This window comes from Thauera sp. (assembly GCF_047601425.1).
In the GTDB taxonomy this organism is placed as follows: domain Bacteria; phylum Pseudomonadota; class Gammaproteobacteria; order Burkholderiales; family Rhodocyclaceae; genus Thauera.
The window spans coordinates 1,239,844-1,259,234 of the sequence record NZ_JASGJL010000001.1 but is presented as its reverse complement, the minus strand read 5'-3'; the positions used below and the strand labels follow the sequence as shown (position 1 = coordinate 1,259,234).

General features: G+C 68.4%; 20 protein-coding genes. All 20 read left to right on the top strand.

The features are described 5' to 3' along the window. The first annotated feature begins 12 nt into the window (after positions 1-12). The 20 genes from QM748_RS06080 to QM748_RS05985 all read left to right on the top strand — a co-directional run bounded on the left by QM748_RS06080 (position 13) and on the right by QM748_RS05985 (position 19,391). On the top strand, positions 13-1,047 hold the full coding sequence (locus tag QM748_RS06080; RefSeq protein ID WP_415246137.1) for a universal stress protein: 1,035 nt from the start codon (positions 13-15) through the stop codon (positions 1,045-1,047). 198 nt (positions 1,048-1,245) lie between these two features. Further along, positions 1,246-2,928 carry a sigma 54-interacting transcriptional regulator gene (locus QM748_RS06075; protein ID WP_415246136.1) on the top strand — a complete coding sequence of 561 codons (1,683 nt, stop codon included), beginning with the start codon at positions 1,246-1,248 and terminating at the stop codon, positions 2,926-2,928. 502 nt (positions 2,929-3,430) lie between these two features. Then, complete coding sequence (locus tag QM748_RS06070) at positions 3,431-4,366, top strand: catechol 2,3-dioxygenase (RefSeq protein WP_415246135.1); 936 nt, start codon at positions 3,431-3,433, stop codon at positions 4,364-4,366. 10 nt (positions 4,367-4,376) lie between these two features. Continuing rightward, on the top strand, positions 4,377-4,655 hold the full coding sequence (locus QM748_RS06065) for a phenol hydroxylase subunit (protein WP_415246134.1): 279 nt from the start codon (positions 4,377-4,379) through the stop codon (positions 4,653-4,655). Positions 4,656-4,699: 44 nt separating this feature from the next. Beyond that, entirely contained in the window at positions 4,700-5,692 is a 993-nt protein-coding gene (locus QM748_RS06060; protein WP_415246133.1) for an aromatic/alkene monooxygenase hydroxylase subunit beta, read from the top strand. Positions 5,693-5,701: 9 nt separating this feature from the next. Continuing rightward, positions 5,702-5,971, top strand: coding sequence for an MmoB/DmpM family protein (locus QM748_RS06055; protein WP_004334009.1), 270 nt, complete (start codon positions 5,702-5,704; stop codon positions 5,969-5,971). Between the two features lie 14 nt (positions 5,972-5,985). Continuing rightward, on the top strand, positions 5,986-7,503 hold the full coding sequence (locus tag QM748_RS06050; protein ID WP_415246132.1) for a YHS domain-containing protein: 1,518 nt from the start codon (positions 5,986-5,988) through the stop codon (positions 7,501-7,503). Between the two features lie 31 nt (positions 7,504-7,534). Next, positions 7,535-7,891 (top strand): phenol hydroxylase subunit P4, encoded by a 357-nt coding sequence (locus QM748_RS06045; RefSeq protein WP_415246131.1) that lies wholly within the window; start codon positions 7,535-7,537, stop codon positions 7,889-7,891. A gap of 10 nt (positions 7,892-7,901) precedes the next feature. Continuing rightward, complete coding sequence (locus QM748_RS06040; protein ID WP_415246130.1) at positions 7,902-8,963, top strand: NADH:ubiquinone reductase (Na(+)-transporting) subunit F; 1,062 nt, start codon at positions 7,902-7,904, stop codon at positions 8,961-8,963. Positions 8,964-9,155: 192 nt separating this feature from the next. Next, positions 9,156-10,616, top strand: coding sequence for a 2-hydroxymuconic semialdehyde dehydrogenase (locus tag QM748_RS06035; protein ID WP_415246129.1), 1,461 nt, complete (start codon positions 9,156-9,158; stop codon positions 10,614-10,616). A 9-nt stretch (positions 10,617-10,625) separates the two neighbouring features. Further along, entirely contained in the window at positions 10,626-11,423 is a 798-nt protein-coding gene (gene dmpE / locus QM748_RS06030) for a 2-oxopent-4-enoate hydratase (protein WP_415246128.1), read from the top strand. Beyond that, positions 11,420-12,223, top strand: a complete 804-nt coding sequence (gene dmpH, locus QM748_RS06025) for a 2-oxo-3-hexenedioate decarboxylase (protein WP_415246127.1) — start codon at positions 11,420-11,422, stop codon at positions 12,221-12,223. The genes dmpE and dmpH overlap by 4 nt, the downstream gene beginning before the upstream one ends. Beyond that, positions 12,220-12,477 (top strand): tautomerase family protein, encoded by a 258-nt coding sequence (locus tag QM748_RS06020; protein ID WP_415246126.1) that lies wholly within the window; start codon positions 12,220-12,222, stop codon positions 12,475-12,477. The genes dmpH and QM748_RS06020 overlap by 4 nt, the downstream gene beginning before the upstream one ends. Then, positions 12,474-13,388: an acetaldehyde dehydrogenase (acetylating) gene (locus QM748_RS06015; protein WP_263459411.1), complete on the top strand. Its 915-nt coding sequence runs from the start codon at positions 12,474-12,476 to the stop codon at positions 13,386-13,388. The genes QM748_RS06020 and QM748_RS06015 overlap by 4 nt, the downstream gene beginning before the upstream one ends. Further along, positions 13,388-14,437, top strand: a complete 1,050-nt coding sequence (dmpG, locus tag QM748_RS06010; protein ID WP_415246125.1) for a 4-hydroxy-2-oxovalerate aldolase — start codon at positions 13,388-13,390, stop codon at positions 14,435-14,437. Before QM748_RS06015 ends, dmpG begins: the two co-directional genes overlap by 1 nt. After that, positions 14,437-15,195, top strand: a complete 759-nt coding sequence (locus QM748_RS06005) for an SDR family oxidoreductase (RefSeq protein WP_415246124.1) — start codon at positions 14,437-14,439, stop codon at positions 15,193-15,195. Before dmpG ends, QM748_RS06005 begins: the two co-directional genes overlap by 1 nt. Positions 15,196-15,232: 37 nt before the next feature. Continuing rightward, positions 15,233-15,664 (top strand): tautomerase family protein, encoded by a 432-nt coding sequence (locus QM748_RS06000; RefSeq protein WP_415246123.1) that lies wholly within the window; start codon positions 15,233-15,235, stop codon positions 15,662-15,664. 20 nt (positions 15,665-15,684) lie between these two features. Further along, positions 15,685-16,023, top strand: coding sequence for a 2Fe-2S iron-sulfur cluster-binding protein (locus tag QM748_RS05995; RefSeq protein ID WP_415246122.1), 339 nt, complete (start codon positions 15,685-15,687; stop codon positions 16,021-16,023). Between the two features lie 288 nt (positions 16,024-16,311). Beyond that, on the top strand, positions 16,312-17,415 hold the full coding sequence (gene trmA / locus QM748_RS05990) for a tRNA (uridine(54)-C5)-methyltransferase TrmA (RefSeq protein ID WP_415246121.1): 1,104 nt from the start codon (positions 16,312-16,314) through the stop codon (positions 17,413-17,415). 161 nt (positions 17,416-17,576) lie between these two features. Then, on the top strand, positions 17,577-19,391 hold the full coding sequence (locus tag QM748_RS05985) for a M61 family metallopeptidase (RefSeq protein WP_415246120.1): 1,815 nt from the start codon (positions 17,577-17,579) through the stop codon (positions 19,389-19,391).

Below are 19,391 nucleotides of genomic sequence, written 5' to 3'. Positions count from 1 at the left end.
AGGAGACGGGACATGTATCGACATCTGCTGGTGCCGCTCGACGGCTCCGAACTGGGCACGGGCCTCGTCACCCGGGCCGTCGCCTTCGCCGCGGCGCTGAGGGCGAAGATCACCTTCTTCACCATGCGCGAGGACTACGGCGCCAGCGGCGAGGGCGCGCTGGCGCGGACCTTGTCGCCGCAGGCCTTCGCCGAGCTGGCGATGGGCGAGGCCAACGCGATCCTGGCCAAGGCCGTCGCCGCGGCCGGCGCCGCCGGAGTCGACTGCGACGGCGTGGCGCGCACCGGCGCGCGGCCCTACGAGCTGATCCTGGACGTGGCGGCCGAGCGCGGCTGCGACCTGATCTACATGGCCTCGCACGGCCGGCGCGGCGTGCGCGCGCTGATCATCGGCTCGCAGACGCAGAAGGTGCTGGCCCATGCCACGCTGCCGGTGCTGGTGGCGACGGTCGAGGCCAACGTGCGCGGCACGCCGGCCGCGGCGGCGGTCAACATCATCAAGGACGAGCACCGCGCCATCGCCGCGATCTGCGCCGGGCTGCGGGAACAGGCGGCGCGCCTGCGTTCCGGCGCCGAGACCGACCACACGCTGACCGCGTCGCTGCTCCACTACCTGCGCGCCTTTCCCGAGCGGCTCCACCACCCCAAGGAAGAACGCCACCTGTTCGCCAGGCTCGGGCAGCGTAGCGCCGAGGCCGGGCCGCTGATCGCCGACCTCGAGCGTGAGCACGCCGAGGGCGCCCGCCGCCTGGCCGAACTCGAACAGGCCGTGGCCGGCCTGAGCGAAGCCGGCGGTGATGCCGGGGCACGAACCCGCCTGGGCGACGACATCGACCGCTTCGTCGAAGCGCAGTGGCGCCACCTGAACACCGAGGAAAAGCTGCTGCTGCCGCTCGCCGCCCGCCATCTGCGGGACGAGGACTGGGCGGAGATTGCGCTGGCCTTCCGCGAGAACGCCGAGCTCGGCAAGGCGGGTGCGCAGGACGAGGCCTTCCGCCGCCTGTTCTCGCGCCTGATGAACCTGCGCGCCGGCCGCCCCACGTATTGACATCGGATACGGCGGTTCGCGCGCAGGCCGCTTCAGGCCGGCCCGCGCCTTGCCGGCCTCTACACTTTGGTGCGCCAGTCGCGTAACGTGGCGCCTCGTGTGGCCGGCCGAGGCCACTTGGAACAGACCGGCCGGCGCCGGGCCCCCTCGCGATGCGGGCGGCGAGGTGCGTCTCAGAGCCGGATGCGGAGCGAGGACATGGCAGAGCAACGACTCATCGAACAGTTCAACCTGCGTTCGAGGCTGCGGTTCAATATCGATCAGGGGCAGATCTGGCTCGACGAGAACCGGATGCTGCTCCTGCACGCGCGGGCGATGGGCGCGCTGCGCAAGGAACTGTTCGATTCCCTCGGCATGCGGCGGGCGCAGGGCTTGCTGCTGCGCATGGGCTTCGTCTCCGGCCAGCAGGACGCCGACCTCGCCTCCACGCTGTACGGCAGCGGCGACAACTACGACGTCTTCCGCATCGGTCCCGAGCTGCATGCCTTCGAGGGCCTGGTCAGGGCGACGATCACGCGGGCCGACATCGACTGGGAGGTGGGCAGCTTCTTCGGCGAGGTCGAATGGGACAATTCGTGGGAGGCGGAATCCCACCTGCAGCAGTTCGGCAGCGGCCACGAGGCCGCGTGCTGGACCCTGGTGGGCTACGCTTCCGGTTACGTCACGGGTTTCTTCAAGCGCCTGATCGTGTTCCGCGAGACGCACTGCCTGTGCAAGGGTGACGGCAAGTGCGTCATCGTCGGCAAGCCGGCCGAGGCCTGGGGGGACGACCCCTACCTGGCGCATTTCAAGCCCGAGAACCTCGACTGGAAACTGCAGGAAATGGAGGCCGAACTGGTCGAGCTGCGCGGCCAGTTGCGCGAGCGCAAGGAGCTCGGCCAGCTGGTCGGCCGTTCGCCGGGCTTCCGCGCCGCCTTCGACCTGCTCAGCAAGGCCGCCAACAGCCCGATCAGCGTGCTGCTGCTGGGCGAGACGGGCGTGGGCAAGGAAGTCTTCGCGCGCTGGCTGCACGAGAACAGCGACCGCCGCGAACAGCCTTTCGTCGCCGTGAACTGCGCCGCCATCCCGAACGACCTGATCGAGGCCGAGCTGTTCGGCGTCCAGAAAGGGGCGTACACCGGCGCCCAGCAGTCCCGCGCCGGCCGCTTCGAGCGCGCCGACGGCGGCACCCTGTTCCTCGACGAACTGGGCGAGCTGTCGCTGGCCGCGCAGGTGAAGCTGCTGCGCGTCCTGCAGACGGGCGAGGTCGAGCGCCTGGGGGACGAGAAGACGCGCAAGGTCAATGTCCGCGTCGTCGCCGCCACCAACGTCAATCTCCAGCAGGCGATCGCGCAAGGGCGCTTCCGCTCCGACCTGTACTACCGCCTCGCCACCTATCCGGTGACCATTCCGCCCCTGCGCGAGCGCAAATCGGATGTGCCGCTGCTGGTCGCGGCGATGCTCGACAAGTTCGCCCCGCAGTACAACAAGACGCTCGAAGGCCTGACCGACCGCGCGATGCAGGCCTTGATGAGCTACCAATGGCCGGGGAACATCCGCGAGCTGGAAAACCTCGTCGAGCGCGGCGTGCTGCTGGCGCCGGCCGGAGGGCGGATCGAGGTGGACCATCTGTTCGCGGGCGGGGCGCCGGCGGTCGGCGCCGCCGCGGCGGTCGATCACGAAGGCGGCGTCTGCCGCGCCGTCGATGCCGCCCGCGACCGCCTGTGCGAAACGCTGCTGAACGAGGAAGGCTTCGATCTCGATGCGCACGAGAAGCGGCTGCTGAACCTGGCCGTGCAGCGCTCCCAGGGCAATCTCACCCATGCCGCCCGCCTGCTGGGCATCACCCGGCGCCAGCTTGCCTACCGCTTGAAGCAGGCCGGGGAAGCACGCGCGGACTGAAGGCCGGCCCAGCCGCCGGGCCGCATCAGGCCGATTGCAGGGTGCGGCCGACCAGGGCGAGCAATTCGCCGGGGCCGACCGCGTCGCCGAAGGCACCCGTGCGCGTAGCTGTAGAACAGAACCACCGGCTCCATGGCAGTGCTCCTCCGATTCGCGGCCCGGTTTTCAGCTTCGATCAGATTCGTTCCTCAGTGAATGCGGCGGCGGAGCCTTGCCGTGGCCTGGAGGCGCCGAGGACGACCGGCGGCGGCGCGGCTCCGCGGCATTGCTGCGCTGCACCGTGACGTTTTCGTCAGGCTGGCGGCGCGGGCGGACCAAAGCGTCAGGCCGGGCGCCGCGGGGTTCCTGCCGAATTCATGGAAACGTCAATGAATACATGAGCTTGCCGATCATGGCACGGTCTCTGCATAAAGAATGGTGAAGGTTTGATAAATGGGTTTGATGCTTGACGGATCGGTCAGGCGCCTTGCCCGCACCCACCGTTGAACAAGGAGACAAGAAGATGGCCATGACAGGAGTCCTGCGACCGGGGCACGTGCAGCTCAGGGTGATGAATCTCGACGATGCCGTTCGCCATTACCGCGACATCATGGGCTTGACCGAAACCGGGCGCGACGCCGGGGGGCGGGTTTATCTCAAATGCCGCGACGAGATCGACCACCACAGCGTGGTGCTGCGCGAAGCCGACTGCGCGGGGCTGGATTTCATCGGCTTCAAGGTGCTCGACGAGGCCACGCTGGACCGCTTCGAAGCCGAGCTGCGCGCCTATGGCCTGGACACCACGCGCCTGCCCGCCGGCGACCTGCTGGAGACCGGCGAGCGGGTGCGCTTCCAGGTGCCGTCCGGGCACTGGTTCGAGCTGTACGCGAAGAAGAGCGCCGTCGGCAACGGTTGCGGGCTGGTCAACCCGACGCCGTGGGCGCCCGAGAACAAGCGCGGCATGGCGCCGCTGCGTCTCGACCATGCCTTGCTGTACGGGCCGAACATCGGCGAAGTGCAGAAGATCTTCACCGAGGTGCTGGGGTTCACGCTGGTCGAGCGGGTGCTCAACCCCGAGGGCAACGCCAACCTGATCATCTTCCTGAACTGCTCGATCAAGTCGCACGACATCGCCTTTGCCGAGTACCCCGAGCCGGGCAAGCTGCACCACTGTTCCTTCCTGATGGAAAGCTGGGAAGACGTGCTGCGCGCCGGCGACATCATGTCCATGCACAAGGTGCCGGTGGACATCGGGCCGACCCGCCACGGCGTCACGCGCGGCCGCACCATCTATGCCTGGGACCCCTCCGGCAACCGCTTCGAGACCTTCAAGGAAGACCGCCAGCCCTATCCCGACCACGAGCCGCTGACCTGGACCTTCGAGGCGCTGGGCGCGGGCGGCGGGCTGGACTACGTCCAGCGCAAGCTGCACGAAACCTTCCTCACCGTCGTGACCTGAGGCGGCTGCCATGGCAGTCACCGAAACCAGTGCGGCGCCGGCCTTCGACACCGCCCGGCGCTTCGTGCGCGTCACCGGCGAACGGCCGAACGGCTTCGTCGAATTCGACTTCGCCATCGGCGACCCCGAACTCTTCGTCGAGCTGATCCTGGGCCGCGACGCCTTCAGCGAGTTCTGCGCCGCCAACGCGGTGGAATTCCTGCCGCCGCCGGACGGCGGCGCGGGCGGCAAGACGCCCGACGACTTCGACTGGCGGCTCGCCGACGCCACCCATATCCGATTCCGATGAACAGCAGGCGCTGTCCCCCCGGGGGGCGGCGCAGGAGGGAAAACATGCAGATCGACCTTCGCACCGTCAGCATCCAGCCGCAGCGCAACGCCTTCGACCACCTGGTCCGCCGCTTCGGCGACAAGCCGGCGTCGCGCTACCAGGAAGGCAGCTACGACATCCAGGCCGCCGAGAACCTGCACTACCGGCCGACCTGGGACCCGGAGCAGCAGCTCTACGACGCCGGCATCACCCGCATCGTCATGCGGGACTGGTACGCGCTGAAGGACCCGCGCCAGTTCTACTACAGCACCTACACCCTGACGCGCGCGCGCCAGCAGGACACGACCGAGGCCAACTTCGCCTTCGTCGAGTCGCGCGGCCTGGCCGACAGGCTGGCCCCCGAATTGCGCGAGGCCACGCTGCGCCTGCTGGTGCCGCTGCGCCACGCGGCCTGGGGCGCAAACCAGAACAACACCTTCGTCTGCGGTTACGGCTTCGGCACCTCCTTCACCCAGCCCTGCATGTACCACGCGATGGACAACCTCGGCATCGCCCAGTACCTGTCCCGCCTGGGCATGCTGCTGGGCGATGTGGACGCGCTCGACGCCGGCAAGGCCGCCTGGCTCGACGGCCCGGCCTGGCAGCCGCTGCGGCGCTACGTCGAGGACTGCATGGTGGTGCGCGACCCGTTCGAGCTGTTCGTGGCGCAGAACGCCGCGCTCGACGGCCTGCTGTATCCGCTGGTCTACGGCCGCATCGTCGATGACGAACTGTCGGCCAGAGGGGCGAGCGCGGTGGCGATGCTGACCCAGTTCATGGCCGAGTGGTTCGACGAGACGCGCAAGTGGGTGGATGCGGTGCTCAAGACCGCGGCCGCCGAGTCCGACCACAACCGCGAGGTCCTGCAGGGCTGGATGGCGCACTGGAGCGACCGCGCCGCCGCCGCGCTGGTGCCGGTCGTCGAGCTGGTGCTCGGCGCGGACGCCGACGAGGCCGTCGCCGCGCACATCGCCGCGTTCAAGGCCCGCATCCACAAGACCGGAATCTCTTTCTGAGGAAACACGATGTCCACCGTATTCATCGCCTTGCAGGCCAATGAGGAAACCCGCCCGATCATCGACGCCATCGAGATCGACAACCCGCAGGCGGTCGTCAACCGCCAGCCGGCGATGGTCAAGATCGATGCGCCGGGGCGGCTCGTGGTGCGCCGCGAGACCATCGAGGAGCAGCTCGGGCGCGCCTACGACCTGCAGGAGCTGCAGATCAACCTGATCACCCTTTCGGGCAACGTGGACGAGGACGAGGACACGCTGACCCTGAGCTGGAACGAATGAGCGAGGCAAACACCATGGATATGAAAGCCGCCCGGAAAAAGCTGGGCATGAAGGAGCGCTACCGCATTCTGACCCGCGACCTGGGCTGGGAGACGGGCTACCAGCCCAGGGAGGCCGTCTTCCCCTACGTCCGCTACGAAGGCATCAAGGTGCACGACTGGGACAAATGGGAAGACCCCTTCCGCCTGACGATGGACGCCTACTGGAAGTACCAGGCGGAGAAGGAGCGCAAGTTCTACGCCATCATCGACGCCCATGCGCAGAACAACGGCCACCTCAACCTGACCGATGCGCGCTACCTGTCGGCGCTGAAGATCTTCCTGCAGGCCATCAGCCCGGGCGAATACGCCGCGCACAAGGGCTTCGCCCGCATCGGCCGCGAGTTTCCGGGCGTCGGCACCCAGGTCGCCTGCCAGATGCAGGCGATCGACGAGATCCGCCACGCCCAGACGCAGATCCATGCGATGTCGAACTACAACCGCTACTACGACGGCTTCCATGCCTTCGCGGACGCGCGCGACCGCATCTGGTACACCTCGGTCGCGCGCTCGTTCTTCGACGACGCGATGTCGGCCGGGCCCTTCGAGTTCATGATCGCGATCGGCTTCTCGTTCGAGTACGTGCTGACCAACCTGCTGTTCGTGCCCTTCATGTCGGGCGCGGCCTACAACGGCGACATGGCGACCGTCACCTTCGGTTTCTCCGCGCAGTCGGACGAGGCGCGCCACATGACGCTGGGGCTGGAGTGCATCAAGTTCATGCTCGAGCAGGACCCGGACAACCTGCCGATCGTGCAGGGCTGGATCGACAAGTGGTTCTGGCGCGGCTTCCGCGTGCTCGGCCTGGTCAGCACGATGATGGACTACATGCTGCCCAAGCGCGTGATGTCGTGGCGCGAGGCCTGGGAAATCTACGGCGTCGAGAACGGCGGCGCGCTGTTCCGCGACCTGGCGCGCTACGGCATCCGCCCGCCCAAGGGCTGGGACGACGCCGAGCAGGCCATCGACCACATGTCGCACCAGTTCATGCTCGGCCTCTACCAGTGGAGCTTCGGCACCGCCTTCCACAGCTGGATTCCGTCGGACGACGACATGGCCTGGCTGTCGGCGAAGTACCCGGACACCTTCGACCGCTACTACCGCCCGCGCTGGGCGCACATCAAGAAGCTCAAGGCCGCCGGCACGCCGTTCAAGAACTACGGCCTGGCCAGGCTGTGCCAGTGCTGCCAACTGCCGTGCGTGTTCACCGAGCCCGGCGACCCGACCCTGACCTGCCACCGCGAGACGGTTTACAAGGGCGAGAAGTACCAGTTCTGCTCCGACGGCTGCAAGGACATCTTCGAGCGCGAGCCCGAGAAGTACATCCAGGCCTGGCTGCCGATGCCGGCGCTGTTCAGCGAGCTGGGCGGCGACGTCGCCGCGTGGATGGACTGGGTCAGCCTGCGCGACGGCGCCGACAACGGCGACTACGACGGTTCGCGGGACCAGCGCCACTTCGACGAATGGCGCGGGCTCGCGACCTCGAACCTGTGACCTGCGCCCACCAACACAAGGAGACTTGACAATGGCTGTCACCTCACTGAAGGAATACATCGGCGTCGCCCGCGACCGCGTGGAGAACTACGGCGGCAAGCAGATCGTGTACCTGAGCTGGGACCACCACCTGCTGTTCGCCGCGCCGCTGATGCTGTGCCTGCCGCCGGCCACGCCGTTCTGCGAGGTGCTGCGGGGGCCGCTCGCGGCGCTGCTGCAGGCCGACCCCGACGCCGCCGCGCTGGACTGGAACGAGGTCGAGTGGCTGAAGGACAACCAGCCCTTCGTCCCGGACCCGTCGCTGAGCCTCGCCGGCAACGGCATCGGCCACAAGGACCAGCTCCGCTTCCGCACGCCCGGGCTGAACACCCTGCTGGCCGCCGCATGAAGGGGCAGGGATGAGCTACGAACTGACCATCGAGCCGCTGGGCCAGACGATCGAGATCGAGGCGGGGCAGACCATCCTCGATGCGGCCCTGCGCGCCGGCATCTACCTGCCCCACGCCTGCTGCCACGGCCTGTGCGCGACCTGCAAGGTGCAGGTCAGCGACGGCGAGGTCGATCACGGCGAGGCCTCGAGCTTTGCGCTGATGGATTTCGAGCGCGACGAGGGCAAGTGCCTGGCGTGCTGTGCGCGGGCCGAAAGCGACCTCGTGATCGAGGCCGAGATCGAGGAGGACCCGGACGCCGAGAACCTGCCGGTGCGCGATTTCGACGGCGTCGTCAGCCGCATCGAAACGCTGACGCCGACGATCAAGGGCGTGTGGATCGCGCTCGACGAGCCCGCCGGCATCCGCTTCCAGGCCGGGCAGTACATCAACCTAGCGCTGCCCGGCGGCATCGGCAGCCGCGCGTTCTCGATCGCGAGCGCGCCGTCGCGGGCGGGTGAGGTCGAACTCAACATCCGCATCGTGCCCGGCGGCGAAGGCACGGCCTACGTGCACGAGCGCATGCAGGCCGGCGAGCGGGTGCGCATCACCGGCCCCTACGGGCGCTTCTTCGTCAAGAAGTCGGCGCGCGTTCCGCTGATCTTCATGGCGGGCGGATCGGGTCTGTCGAGTCCGCGCGCCATGATCCTGGACCTGCTCGAAGAGGGTTTCGAGCAGCCGATTGCGCTCATCTACGGGCAGCGCAACCGCGAGGAACTCTACTACCACGAGGAGTTCGTCGCGCTGGCCGCCAGGCATGCCAACTTCCGCTACGTGCCGGCCCTGTCGCACGAGCCGGAAGGAACGGACTGGACGGGGTTCCGCGGCTTCGTGCACGAGGCGGCGAAAGCGGCTTTCGACAACGACTTCCGCGGCCACAAGGCCTACCTGTGCGGGCCGCCGCTGATGATCGACGCCTGCATCACCACGCTGATGCAGGGGCGCCTGTTCGAGCGCGACATCTACACCGAGAAGTTCATCTCGGCGGCCGATGCGCAGCAGGTGCGCAGCCCCTTGTTCAAGGCGATCTGAGCCGGTTTGCGCGCGGGGAGGCGCGTGTCCGCGCCTCCCTTTTCGTTGCGCCAAATCGATACTTTAAAGGTATCGATAATTAGATAACAAAGTATTAGACGGTATTTCTCTTCTTTCTTAGACTCGTTTTCGAAGGTCGGGGCAAGGCGTATCGCCGCCGGCACGAGTGACACATCCATACCTGGGGGGAGCATGCGTCTTGTAGACAATTTCATCGCGGGCGAATATCTGGCGTCGGCCTCGGGCCGCCGCTTCGACAAGCGCTCGCCGCTCGACGACCGCGTCATCGCCTCGGTCGCCGAGGCGGGGCGCGGCGAGGTCGAGGCCGCGGTCGGCGCCGCCCGCGCGGCGCTGGTGGGCGAGTGGGGGGCGCTGACGACGGAGCAGCGCGTCGACCTGCTCCATGGCGTCGCCAACGAGATCACCCGCCGCTTCGAGGACTTCGTCGCCGCCGAGATGGCCGATACCGGGCAGCCGGGCCACGTCATGCGCCATGTGTTCATCCCGCGCGGCGCGGCCAATTTCAAGGTCTTCGCCGACGTCGTCAAGAACGTAGCGTCCGAGTCCTTCCGCATGGCGACGCCGGACGGGCAGGGCGCGCTGAACTACGCGATCCGCGTGCCCAAGGGCGTGGTCGGGGTCATCTGTCCGTGGAACGCGCCCTTCATGCTGATGACCTGGAAGGTGGGGCCGGCGCTGGCCTGCGGCAACACCGTGGTGGTCAAGCCGTCGGAGGAGTCGCCGCAGACGGCGGCGCTGCTCGGCGAGGTGATGAACGCCGTCGGCGTGCCGAAGGGCGTCTACAACGTCGTCCACGGCTTCGGGCCGGACTCGGCCGGCGAATTCCTGACTCATCACGCCGGCGTCGATGCGATCACCTTCACCGGCGAGACGCGCACCGGCGCGGCGATCATGAAGGCCGCCTCCGAGGGCATGCGCGACGTCTCCTTCGAGCTGGGCGGCAAGAACGCCGGCATCGTCTTCGCCGACTGCGATTTCGATGCCGCGGTCGAGGGCATCTTCCGCGCCGCCTTCCTCAACACCGGCCAGGTCTGCCTGGGCACCGAGCGCGTCTATGTCGAGCGGCCGATCTTCGCGCGCTTCGTGCAGGCGCTCAAGGCCAGGGCCGAGACGGTGAAGTACGGCCGCCCCGAGGCGCGCGATGCCGACTACGGGCCGCTGATCAGCCAGGAGCACCGCCGCAAGGTGCTGTCCTACTACCGCAAGGCGGTGGAGGAGGGCGCCACCGTGGTCACCGGCGGCGGCGTGCCCGAGATGCCGGAAGAACTCGCCGGCGGCGCCTGGGTGCAGCCGACGATCTGGACCGGCCTGGCCGACGACGCCGCCGTGGTGCGCGAGGAAATCTTCGGGCCGTGCTGCCATGTCCGCCCCTTCGATTCCGAGGACGAGGTCGTCGGCCTCGCCAACGACACCGTGTATGGCCTGTCCACGACGATCTGGACCACCAGCCTGGCGCGCGCGCACCGAGTCGCCGCGCGCGTCGAGGTGGGCATCACCTGGGTGAACAGCTGGTTCCTGCGCGACCTGCGCACGCCTTTCGGCGGTTCGAAGCAGTCCGGCATCGGGCGCGAGGGCGGGGTGCATTCCCTGGAGTTCTACACCGAGACGCGCAACATCTGCGTCAAGCTCTGAGGCCGAATCATGGACGAAAGCAGGATCAGGCAATTGGGCGACGAGCTTTTCGACGCCTGGCGCGCGCGCCGCACGGTGGCGCCTCTCGTCGAACGCGAGCCCGACATCGCGCTGGAGGATGCCTACCGCATCCAGTCGCGCTACATCGAGCGCCGCCTCGCCGCCGGCGAGACGATCGTCGGCAAGAAGATCGGCGTCACCAGCAAGCCGGTACAGGATTTCCTCGGCGTGTTCCAGCCGGATTTCGGCCAGCTCACCTCGGGCATGGTGCATGAGGAGGGCGAGGCCATCGACCTCGGCACGCTGATCCAGCCCAAGGCGGAGGCCGAGCTGGCCTTCGTGCTGAAGGAGGACCTGAAGGGGCCGGGCGTCACGGCGATGGACGTGATCCGTGCCACCGACTACGTGGTGCCGTGTTTCGAGATCGTCGATTCGCGCATCACCGACTGGAAGATCCGCATCCAGGACACCGTGGCGGACAACGCCTCCTGCGGCGTGTTCGTGCTCGGCGCCAGCCGTGGCGACCCGCGCAGGCTGGACATCACGCTGGCCGGCATGGTGCTCGAAAAGAACGGCGAGCTGCATTCGACCGGTGTCGGCGCGGCGGTGCAGGGCTCGCCCGCCAACGCGGTGGCTTGGCTGGCCAACACGCTGGGCGAACTGGGCATTCCGTTCAAGGCCGGCGAGGTGATCCTGTCGGGGTCGCAGTCGGCGCTGGTGCCGGTCGCCGACGGCGACGAACTGGTGTGCACCGTCGGCGGGCTCGGCAGCTGCAGGGTGAAATTTTCCGGGAGAAGCGCGGCATGAGCATGAACATCACCTTGTCGCGCGAGGATGTCGTGCGCCTGTGCGAGCGCGTTGAGGGCGCGCAACTGCGCGCCCGCGCCATTCCCAAGCTGACCGACGAATACCCGGGCATGACCATCGGCGACGGCTACGCCGTGCAGACCGAGCTGCGCCGCCGCTTCGTCGCCCAGGGGCACCGGCACGTGGGCTGGAAGGCCGGGCTGACCTCGCAGGCGAAGATGCGCCAGATGGGCGTCAACGTGCCCTCGATCGGCTTCCTGACCGACCGCATGGCGCGCGCCGAGAATGCCGCGATATCGACGTCCGACCTCGTCCATCCGCGCGTCGAGTGCGAAGTGGCCTTCGTCATGAGGAAGGCGCTCGCCGGCCCCGGCTGCACGCGCCAGGACGTGCTCGAGGCCACGGATTACGTGCTGCCCACGGTGGAGATCATCGATTCGCGCTTTTCCGGCTTCAAGTTCGACCTCGCCAGCGTGGTCGCCGACAACGGCTCGTCGGCGCGCTTCGTCGGCGGCGGCCGCGCCCGCCTGGTGGACGAGCTGGACCTGCGCACGCTCGGTGCGGTGCTGGAGAAGAACGGCGAGATCGTCGGCATGGGCGCCTCGGCGGCAGTGCTCGGCCATCCGGCGGACGCGGTCGCGATGCTGGTGAACATCCTTGCCGAGCTGGGCGAGACCCTGCCCGCCGGCAGCTTCGTCATGAGCGGCGGCATCACCGAGGCCGTCCCCGTGCGGCCGGGCGACAGCGTGGTCGCGCGCTTCCAGGAACTGGGCAGCGTGTCGATGCGCTTCGTCGATTGAACGGGGCGGAAAGCCGGAGACGACAGATGCCAATCATCGAAATGCACATGATGCAGGGCCGCAGCGACGAGCAGAAGCGCGCGGTGGCCGGCGCCGTCACCGAGGCGGTGTCGCGCAGCCTGGGATGCAGCCCGGAGACGGTGCGCATCCTCATCACCGAACACGGCACGGAGGAGTTCTTCGTCGCCGGACTGACCATGGCCGAGCGCGCGGAACGCCAGCGGCGCGCGGCATTGCAGGAGCAGAACCCATGAAGAAGATTCGATGCGCCCTGATCGGCTCCGGCAACATCGGCACCGATCTCATCTACAAGATCAAGCGCAGCCCGGTGCTCGAGCCGGTCTGGATGGTGGGCATCGACCCCGCCTCCGAGGGCTTGGCGCGCGCCCGCGAAATGGGCCTCAAGACCACCGCCGAAGGCGTGGACGGCCTGCTGCCGCACGTGCTGGAGGACGGCATCCAGATCGCCTTCGACGCCACCAGCGCCTACGTGCATGCGGAGAACAGCCGCAAGCTCAACGAACTGGGGGTGATGATGATCGACCTGACGCCGGCCGCCATCGGGCCGCTGTGCGTGCCGCCGGTCAACCTGCGCGAGCATGCCGACCGGGTCGAGATGAACGTCAACATGATCTCCTGCGCTGGCCAGGCGACGATTCCCATCGTCAACGCGGTGTCGCGCGTGCAGGGCGTGGGCTACGCCGAGATCGTCGCCAGCCTGTCGTCGAAATCGGTGGGGCCGGGCACGCGCGCCAACCTGGACGAATTCACCTACACCACGTCCAGCGCCATCGAGCGCGTCGGCGGCGCCAGGAAGGGCAAGGCGCTGGCCATCATCAACCCCGCCGAGCCGCCGCTGATCATGCGCAACACGATCTACTGCCTGACCGACGAAGCGCCGGACGAGGCCCGCATCACCGACTCCATCCTGCGGATGATCGGCGAGGTGCAGCAGTACGTGCCGGGCTACAAGCTCGTCAACGGCCCGATCTACGACGGCAACAAGGTTTCGGTGTTCATGGAGGTCGCGGGCCTGGGCGACTACCTGCCCCGGTACGCCGGCAACCTCGACATCATGACTGCGGCTGCGACCCGCACCGCCGAGATGTTCGCCGAGGAAATCCTGGCCGGAAAGATCAAGCTGAAAGCGACGGAGGTGGCGTGATGAGCGCAACGCAATCCCTGAAGGGCCGCAAGGTCGTCCTGCACGACATGTGCCTGCGCGACGGCATGCATGCCAAGCGCGAACAGATCGGCGTCGAGCAGATGGTGAAGGTCGCCTGCGCGCTCGACGATGCCGGCATCCCCTACATTCAGGTGACGCACGGCGCGGGCCTGGGCGGCAACTCGCTGCAGCACGGCTTCGCGCTGGCGAGCAACGAGGAATACATCGCCGCGGTGGCGTCGCGGATGAAGCAGGCCAAGGTCTCGGTGCTGCTGATTCCCGGCCTGGGGACGATGAAGGAACTGCAGGCGGCCTTCGACGCCGGCGCGCGCAGCGTGCATGTGGCGACGCACTGCACCGAGGCCGACACCTCGCCGCAGCACATCGCCTTCGCGCGCAAGCTCGGCATGGATACCACCGGCTTCCTGATGATGGCCCACCTCAACGACCCGGCCGGCATCGCCGAGCAGGGCAAGCTGATGGAGTCCTACGGCGCCCACACGGTGTATGTCACCGACTCGGCCGGCTACATGCTGCCGGAGGACGTGCGCGCGCGCGTCGCCGCGCTGCGCGAGGCGCTCGACCCGGCGACCGCGATCGGCTTCCACGGCCACCACAACCTGGGCATGGGCATCGCCAACTCGATCGCCGCGATCGAGGCCGGCGCCACCCGCATCGACGGCTCGGTGGCCGGGCTGGGCGCGGGTGCAGGCAACACCCCGCTGGAGGTGTTCGCCGCGGTCTGCGAGCGCATGGGCATGGACACCGGCGTGGATCTGTTCAAGCTGATGGATGTCGCCGAGGACATCATCGTGCCGATGATGGACCACCTCGTGCGGGTCGACCGCGAATCGCTGACGCTGGGCTTCGCCGGCGTGTATTCCACCTTCCTGCTGCACGCCAGGCGCGCGGCCAAGCGCACCGGGGTCTCCGCGCGCGACATCCTCGTCGAGCTCGGGCGCAAGAAGATGATCGGCGGCCAGGAGGACATGATCATGGATACCGCCATGACCATGGCCAAGGCGCGCGGGCTGGAGGGTGCGGCCTGATGTCCGGCGAACCGTCCGAACTCGCCGTGGTGGTCGGCGCGACCGGCGCCTTCGGCCAGCACATCGTCGCGCGCCTGTGCGATCGCGGGCTGGGCGTGGTGGCAGTGTCGCGCACCGCGGCCGTGCTCGACGCGCTGCTTGTGCGCCATCCGCAGGTGCGCGCCTGCGTCGCCGACATCGCCGCCGACGAAGCCGTCGCGCAGATCGCCGCCAGCGTCGACCGCCCGGTGCGGATGGTGGTGCATGGCCCCGGCGTCGCCGTGGCCGGCGGCATCGCCTCGGCGCCGGCGGCGGCGGTCGTGGATGCGGTCAACATCAAGGTGGGCGGCATGCTGCGGCTGGTGCGCGCGGTCGAGCTGCGGCTGGTGCGCGGTTCGCGGCTGGTCGCGATCGGCGGGCATTACGGGCTGGAGCCGACCGCCTACGCCGCCGCCGCGGGCATCGCCAACGCGGCGCTGGGCAACCTGATGCGGCAATTGAGCCTCGCCCACGGCGCGGCCGGCGTCACCGCCCACCTGATCGCGCCCGGGCCGGCCGACACCGAACGCCTGCACCGCGTCGCCGCCGACCGCGCCGTGCTGCGCGGCATCACGGTCGAGGACGTGATGGCGCAGATGCGCGCCGAATCCTCGATCGGCGCGTTCACGACGCCGGCGCAGGTGGCCTGGGCGGTGGCCCTGCTGCTCGACCCCGAAGCCGACGCGATGACCGGCAGCACCTTCATGCTCGACGCCGGAAGGCGGCGCGGGCTGCCTTGAGCCCCGGGGCCAGGGCTTGCCTGACAAGGAGACTCACATGCCGGTCGTCAATTTCCATCTGGTCGAAGGACGGGCGACGCCGCAGCAGGAAGCGGCGCTGCTGAAGGCCGCCTGCGCGCTCTACTGCGAGGTGCTGCGCGCGCCGCTGGAGCGGGTGCGGGCCTTCATCACGCGGCACGCGCCGGCGCACGTTCTGGTCGCCGGCGAGTTGGTCGGCGATGGCGGGCCGCATGCGCCGGTGTTCGACTTCATCGTCCTCGAAGGCCGGCCGCTGGAAGAGCGCCAGCGCCTGCTCGCCGGCTTCACCACGCTGCTCGTCGACATCCTGGGCGTGGAGCGGGCGCTGGTCAGGGGCAGCTGCACCCGCGTGCATCCGGAGGACTGGGCGATCGGCGGCCGCCCGGCGAGCGAGCTGCGCGCCGACGAAGTGCGCGCGCGGGCGCTGCGGGCGGCGGACGGCGCGGCGTGAGCGCGGCGGGGCCGGGGCGCGTGAGGCACGACGTCGAGATCGCCGGCACCGGCGAGCACTATGCCTGCGGCAGCGACGAATCGGTGCTCGACGGCATGGCGCGGCTCGGCCGGCGCGGCATTCCGCTGGGCTGCCGGGGCGGCGGCTGCGGCGTGTGCAAGATCCGCATCACCGCGGGGCGCTACCGCTGCCGGGCGATGAGCTGCCAGCACGTCGGCGCCGAAGACCTCGCGGCGGGCGTGGTGCTGGCGTGCCGGGTCATGCCGGAAAGCGATCTCGTGCTCGAGGTGCTGGGCCGGATGCAGAAGTGCGTATGCGCGGGGCGCGCGGCGGGCGCGGCCGATGGCACCGGTGAATAAAGCGCCGGGACCGCTCAAGGGTCCGGTCGCAGCCCCGTCTTTTTTCATGCTGATGGCTTCTCCCGTCTCCTCGGTCGTCGGCACTTGCGCCCCGGAACCCGTTCCGGGGCTTTTTTTCGTCTTGGGCCGCCCCAGGACGAAAAACCCCCCTTGGGGGGCAGCGAGTCCGCGCAGCGGATGAGCGTGGGGGCTTTTCTCATCCGCCTTTCCCGTTCATGGCCGGGCATCGCCCGCCGTCGTATACTCTTGCGCCCTTCGGCTTCCGCCCTCACCACCGCCCTGCCTGCCATGCCGTCCGACCGCATCGACCCCGCCCAGTACGAATCTCAACTGGCCGCCAAGCTCGCCGCCTTCAAGCGGGATTTCGCCGATTTCGGCCTGCCCGAGCCGGAAGTCTTCCGCTCGGCGCCGCTGAACTACCGCATGCGCGCGGAGTTCCGCCTGTGGCACCACGGCGGGCGCATCGACTATGCGATGTTCGAGACCGCCGGCGACGACAAGAAAGTCGTGCTGATCGAGGATTTCCCCGCCGCGGCGCAGCCGATCCGCGAACTGATGCCGCGCCTGCGCGATGCCTTGCAGGACAGCGAAGTGCTCAAGCGCAAGCTGTTCCAGGTGGAGTTCCTCGCCACCCACAGCGGCGAGCTGATGGCGAGCCTGATCTACCACCGCCCGCTCGGCGACGACTGGGTGGAAGCGGCGCAGGCGCTGGCGGACCGCTTCGGCGTGCAGCTCATCGGCCGCAGCCGCAAGCAGAAGATCGTGCTCGGCCGCGACTGGCTGCTGGAATCCTTCGAGCTCGACGGCCGCACGCTGCGCTACCAGCAGATCGAAGGTAGCTTCACCCAGCCCAATGCCGGCGTTAACCGGCAGATGCTGGGCTGGGCCTCCCGCCAGGTGGCGGATGCCGGCGGCGACCTGCTGGAACTGTATTGCGGCAACGGCAACTTCACCGTGGCGCTGGCGCCGGCCTTCGGCAAGGTGCTGGCGACCGAGGTCAGCAAGTCCTCGGTGCGCGCGGCCAATTACAACCTGGACGCCAACGGCATCGGCAACGTCGCCATGGTGCGGATGTCGAGCGACGAGATCAGCGACGCGCTGGCGGGCGGGCGGGAATACCGCCGCATGAAGGAAATCGACCTCGGCGGCTACCGCTTCTCGACGCTGTTCGTCGATCCGCCGCGCAGCGGCCTGGACGCGGCCACGGTCGCGCTTGCCCGCGGCTTCGAGCGCATCCTGTACGTGTCCTGCAACCCGGCCACGCTGCGCGACAACGTCGCCGCGCTGCACGATACGCACGGGATCGCTGCCGCCGCGGTGTTCGACCAGTTTCCCTATACCCATCATCTCGAAAGCGGCCTGCTGCTGAAGCGGCGTCCGGCTGGCGGCTGAGCGGCGACGGAGCCGGAGCAGCGGACAGGAGGGCTGCGAGGCGAGGCGCGCGCGGCGGCAGCCCGGGTCGACGTGGGCGATGCAGGATGGTAAATACAGGGCTTTCCGCACGAAGGTTCGAGCCCCGTGCCAATCCCGCTGACAACCGGACCCGCGACACGATGCCTTCCGCCTTGCCCGCCGTCGAATACCGTATCCGCCCGGCCAATCCCGGCGCCCATCTTTTCCATGTGAGCTGCACCGTCCGCGATCCCGATCCGGCCGGCCAGGTCTTCCGCCTGCCGGCGTGGATTCCGGGCAGCTACATGATCCGCGAGTTCGCGCGCAACATCGTCACACTGCGCGCCGAGCTGGATGGCGAACCCTGGCCGGTCGACAAGCTCGACAAGCACAGCTGGCGTGCCGCGCCCCTGGCGGACGGCGGCGTGCTTTGCCTGCACTACGAGGTCTATGCTTGGGATCTGTCGGTACGCGCCGCCCATCTGGACGGCACCCACGGCTTCTTCAACGGCACCAGCGTGTTCCTGGCGGTGGAAGGGCGCACCGATCGTCCTTGCCTGGTCGACATCGAGCGGCCGGATGGCGCCGAATACCGCGACTGGAAAGTCGCCACCGCCTTGCCGCTTGCACACGGCGTCGTCGGTGCGGCGCGGCCCTACGGTTTCGGCTGGTATCGCGCCGCAGACTACGACGAGCTGATCGATCACCCGGTCGAGATGGGCAGCTTCGCCCTAGGCCATTTCGAGGCCGCCGGCACCACCCACGACGTGGTGCTGACCGGCCGTCACGATTGCGACCTCGAGCGCCTGTGCAAGGACCTGCAGCGGATCTGCGAATGGCAGATCAAGCTGTTCGGCGCGCCGCCGCCGATGGATTACTACGCTTTCCTGACCATGGTGGTGGGCGACGGTTATGGCGGGCTGGAGCATCGCGCTTCGACCGCGCTGCTGTGCAGCCGCGCCGACCTGCCGTGGAAGGGCATGGAAGGCCTGCCCGACGGCTACAAGAGCTTTCTCGGCCTGTGCAGCCACGAGTATTTCCATACCTGGAACGTCAAGCGCATCAAGCCGGCAGCCTTCACACCTTACGACCTCACACAGGAGAACTACACCCGCCTGCTGTGGGCCTTCGAAGGCTTCACCTCGTATTACGACGACCTCGCGCTGGTGCGCAGCGGCGTGATCACGCCCGAGGACTATCTCGGCCTGCTCGGCAAGACCGTTTCCGCCGTGCTGCGCGGCAACGGGCGGACCAAGCAGAGCGTGGCGGAGTCGTCCTTCGATGCATGGACCAAGTACTACCGCCAGGACGAGAACGCGCCCAACGCCATCGTCAGCTATTACACCAAGGGCGCGTTGATCGCGCTCGCGCTCGACCTGCAACTGCGCGCCGGCAGCGACGGTCGCATCAGCCTGGACGACGTGATGCGCCTGCTGTGGCAGCGCCACGGCCAGACCGGCTTGGGGGTGGAGGAAGAAGGCATTTTCGAAGCTGTGCGCGAAGTCGGCGGCAAAACATTGGGGCCAAAGCTGGCGCGCTGGTTGAAGACTACGGTCGAAGGCACCGACGACCTGCCACTGGCCAAGCTGCTGAGGGGTTTCGGCATCGACTGGCAGGCAGAGCCGACGGCTGCGGCGCCGTCGCTCGGTATCAAGCTGGCGGCCGGCAATGGCGAATGCAGGCTCGCCACCGTCCATGACGGCGGTGCGGCACAGGCGGCCGGGCTGTCGGCAGGCGATGTGCTGATCGCGCTCGACGGCTTGAAGCTAGGCAGCGGCAAGGCGCTCGACGACATGCTGGCCCGCCGGCAGCCCGGCGACGGAGCGGAGATTCACGCTTTCCGCCGCGACGAGTTGATGATGTTCAGCGTGGTATTGGGCGAGCCGGTCGTCGACAAGATCAGCCTGAAGCTTGCGGCCAAGGCATCCGCCGGAGCATTGAAGCTGCGCCGGGGCTGGTTGGGCCGGGCTGCCTGA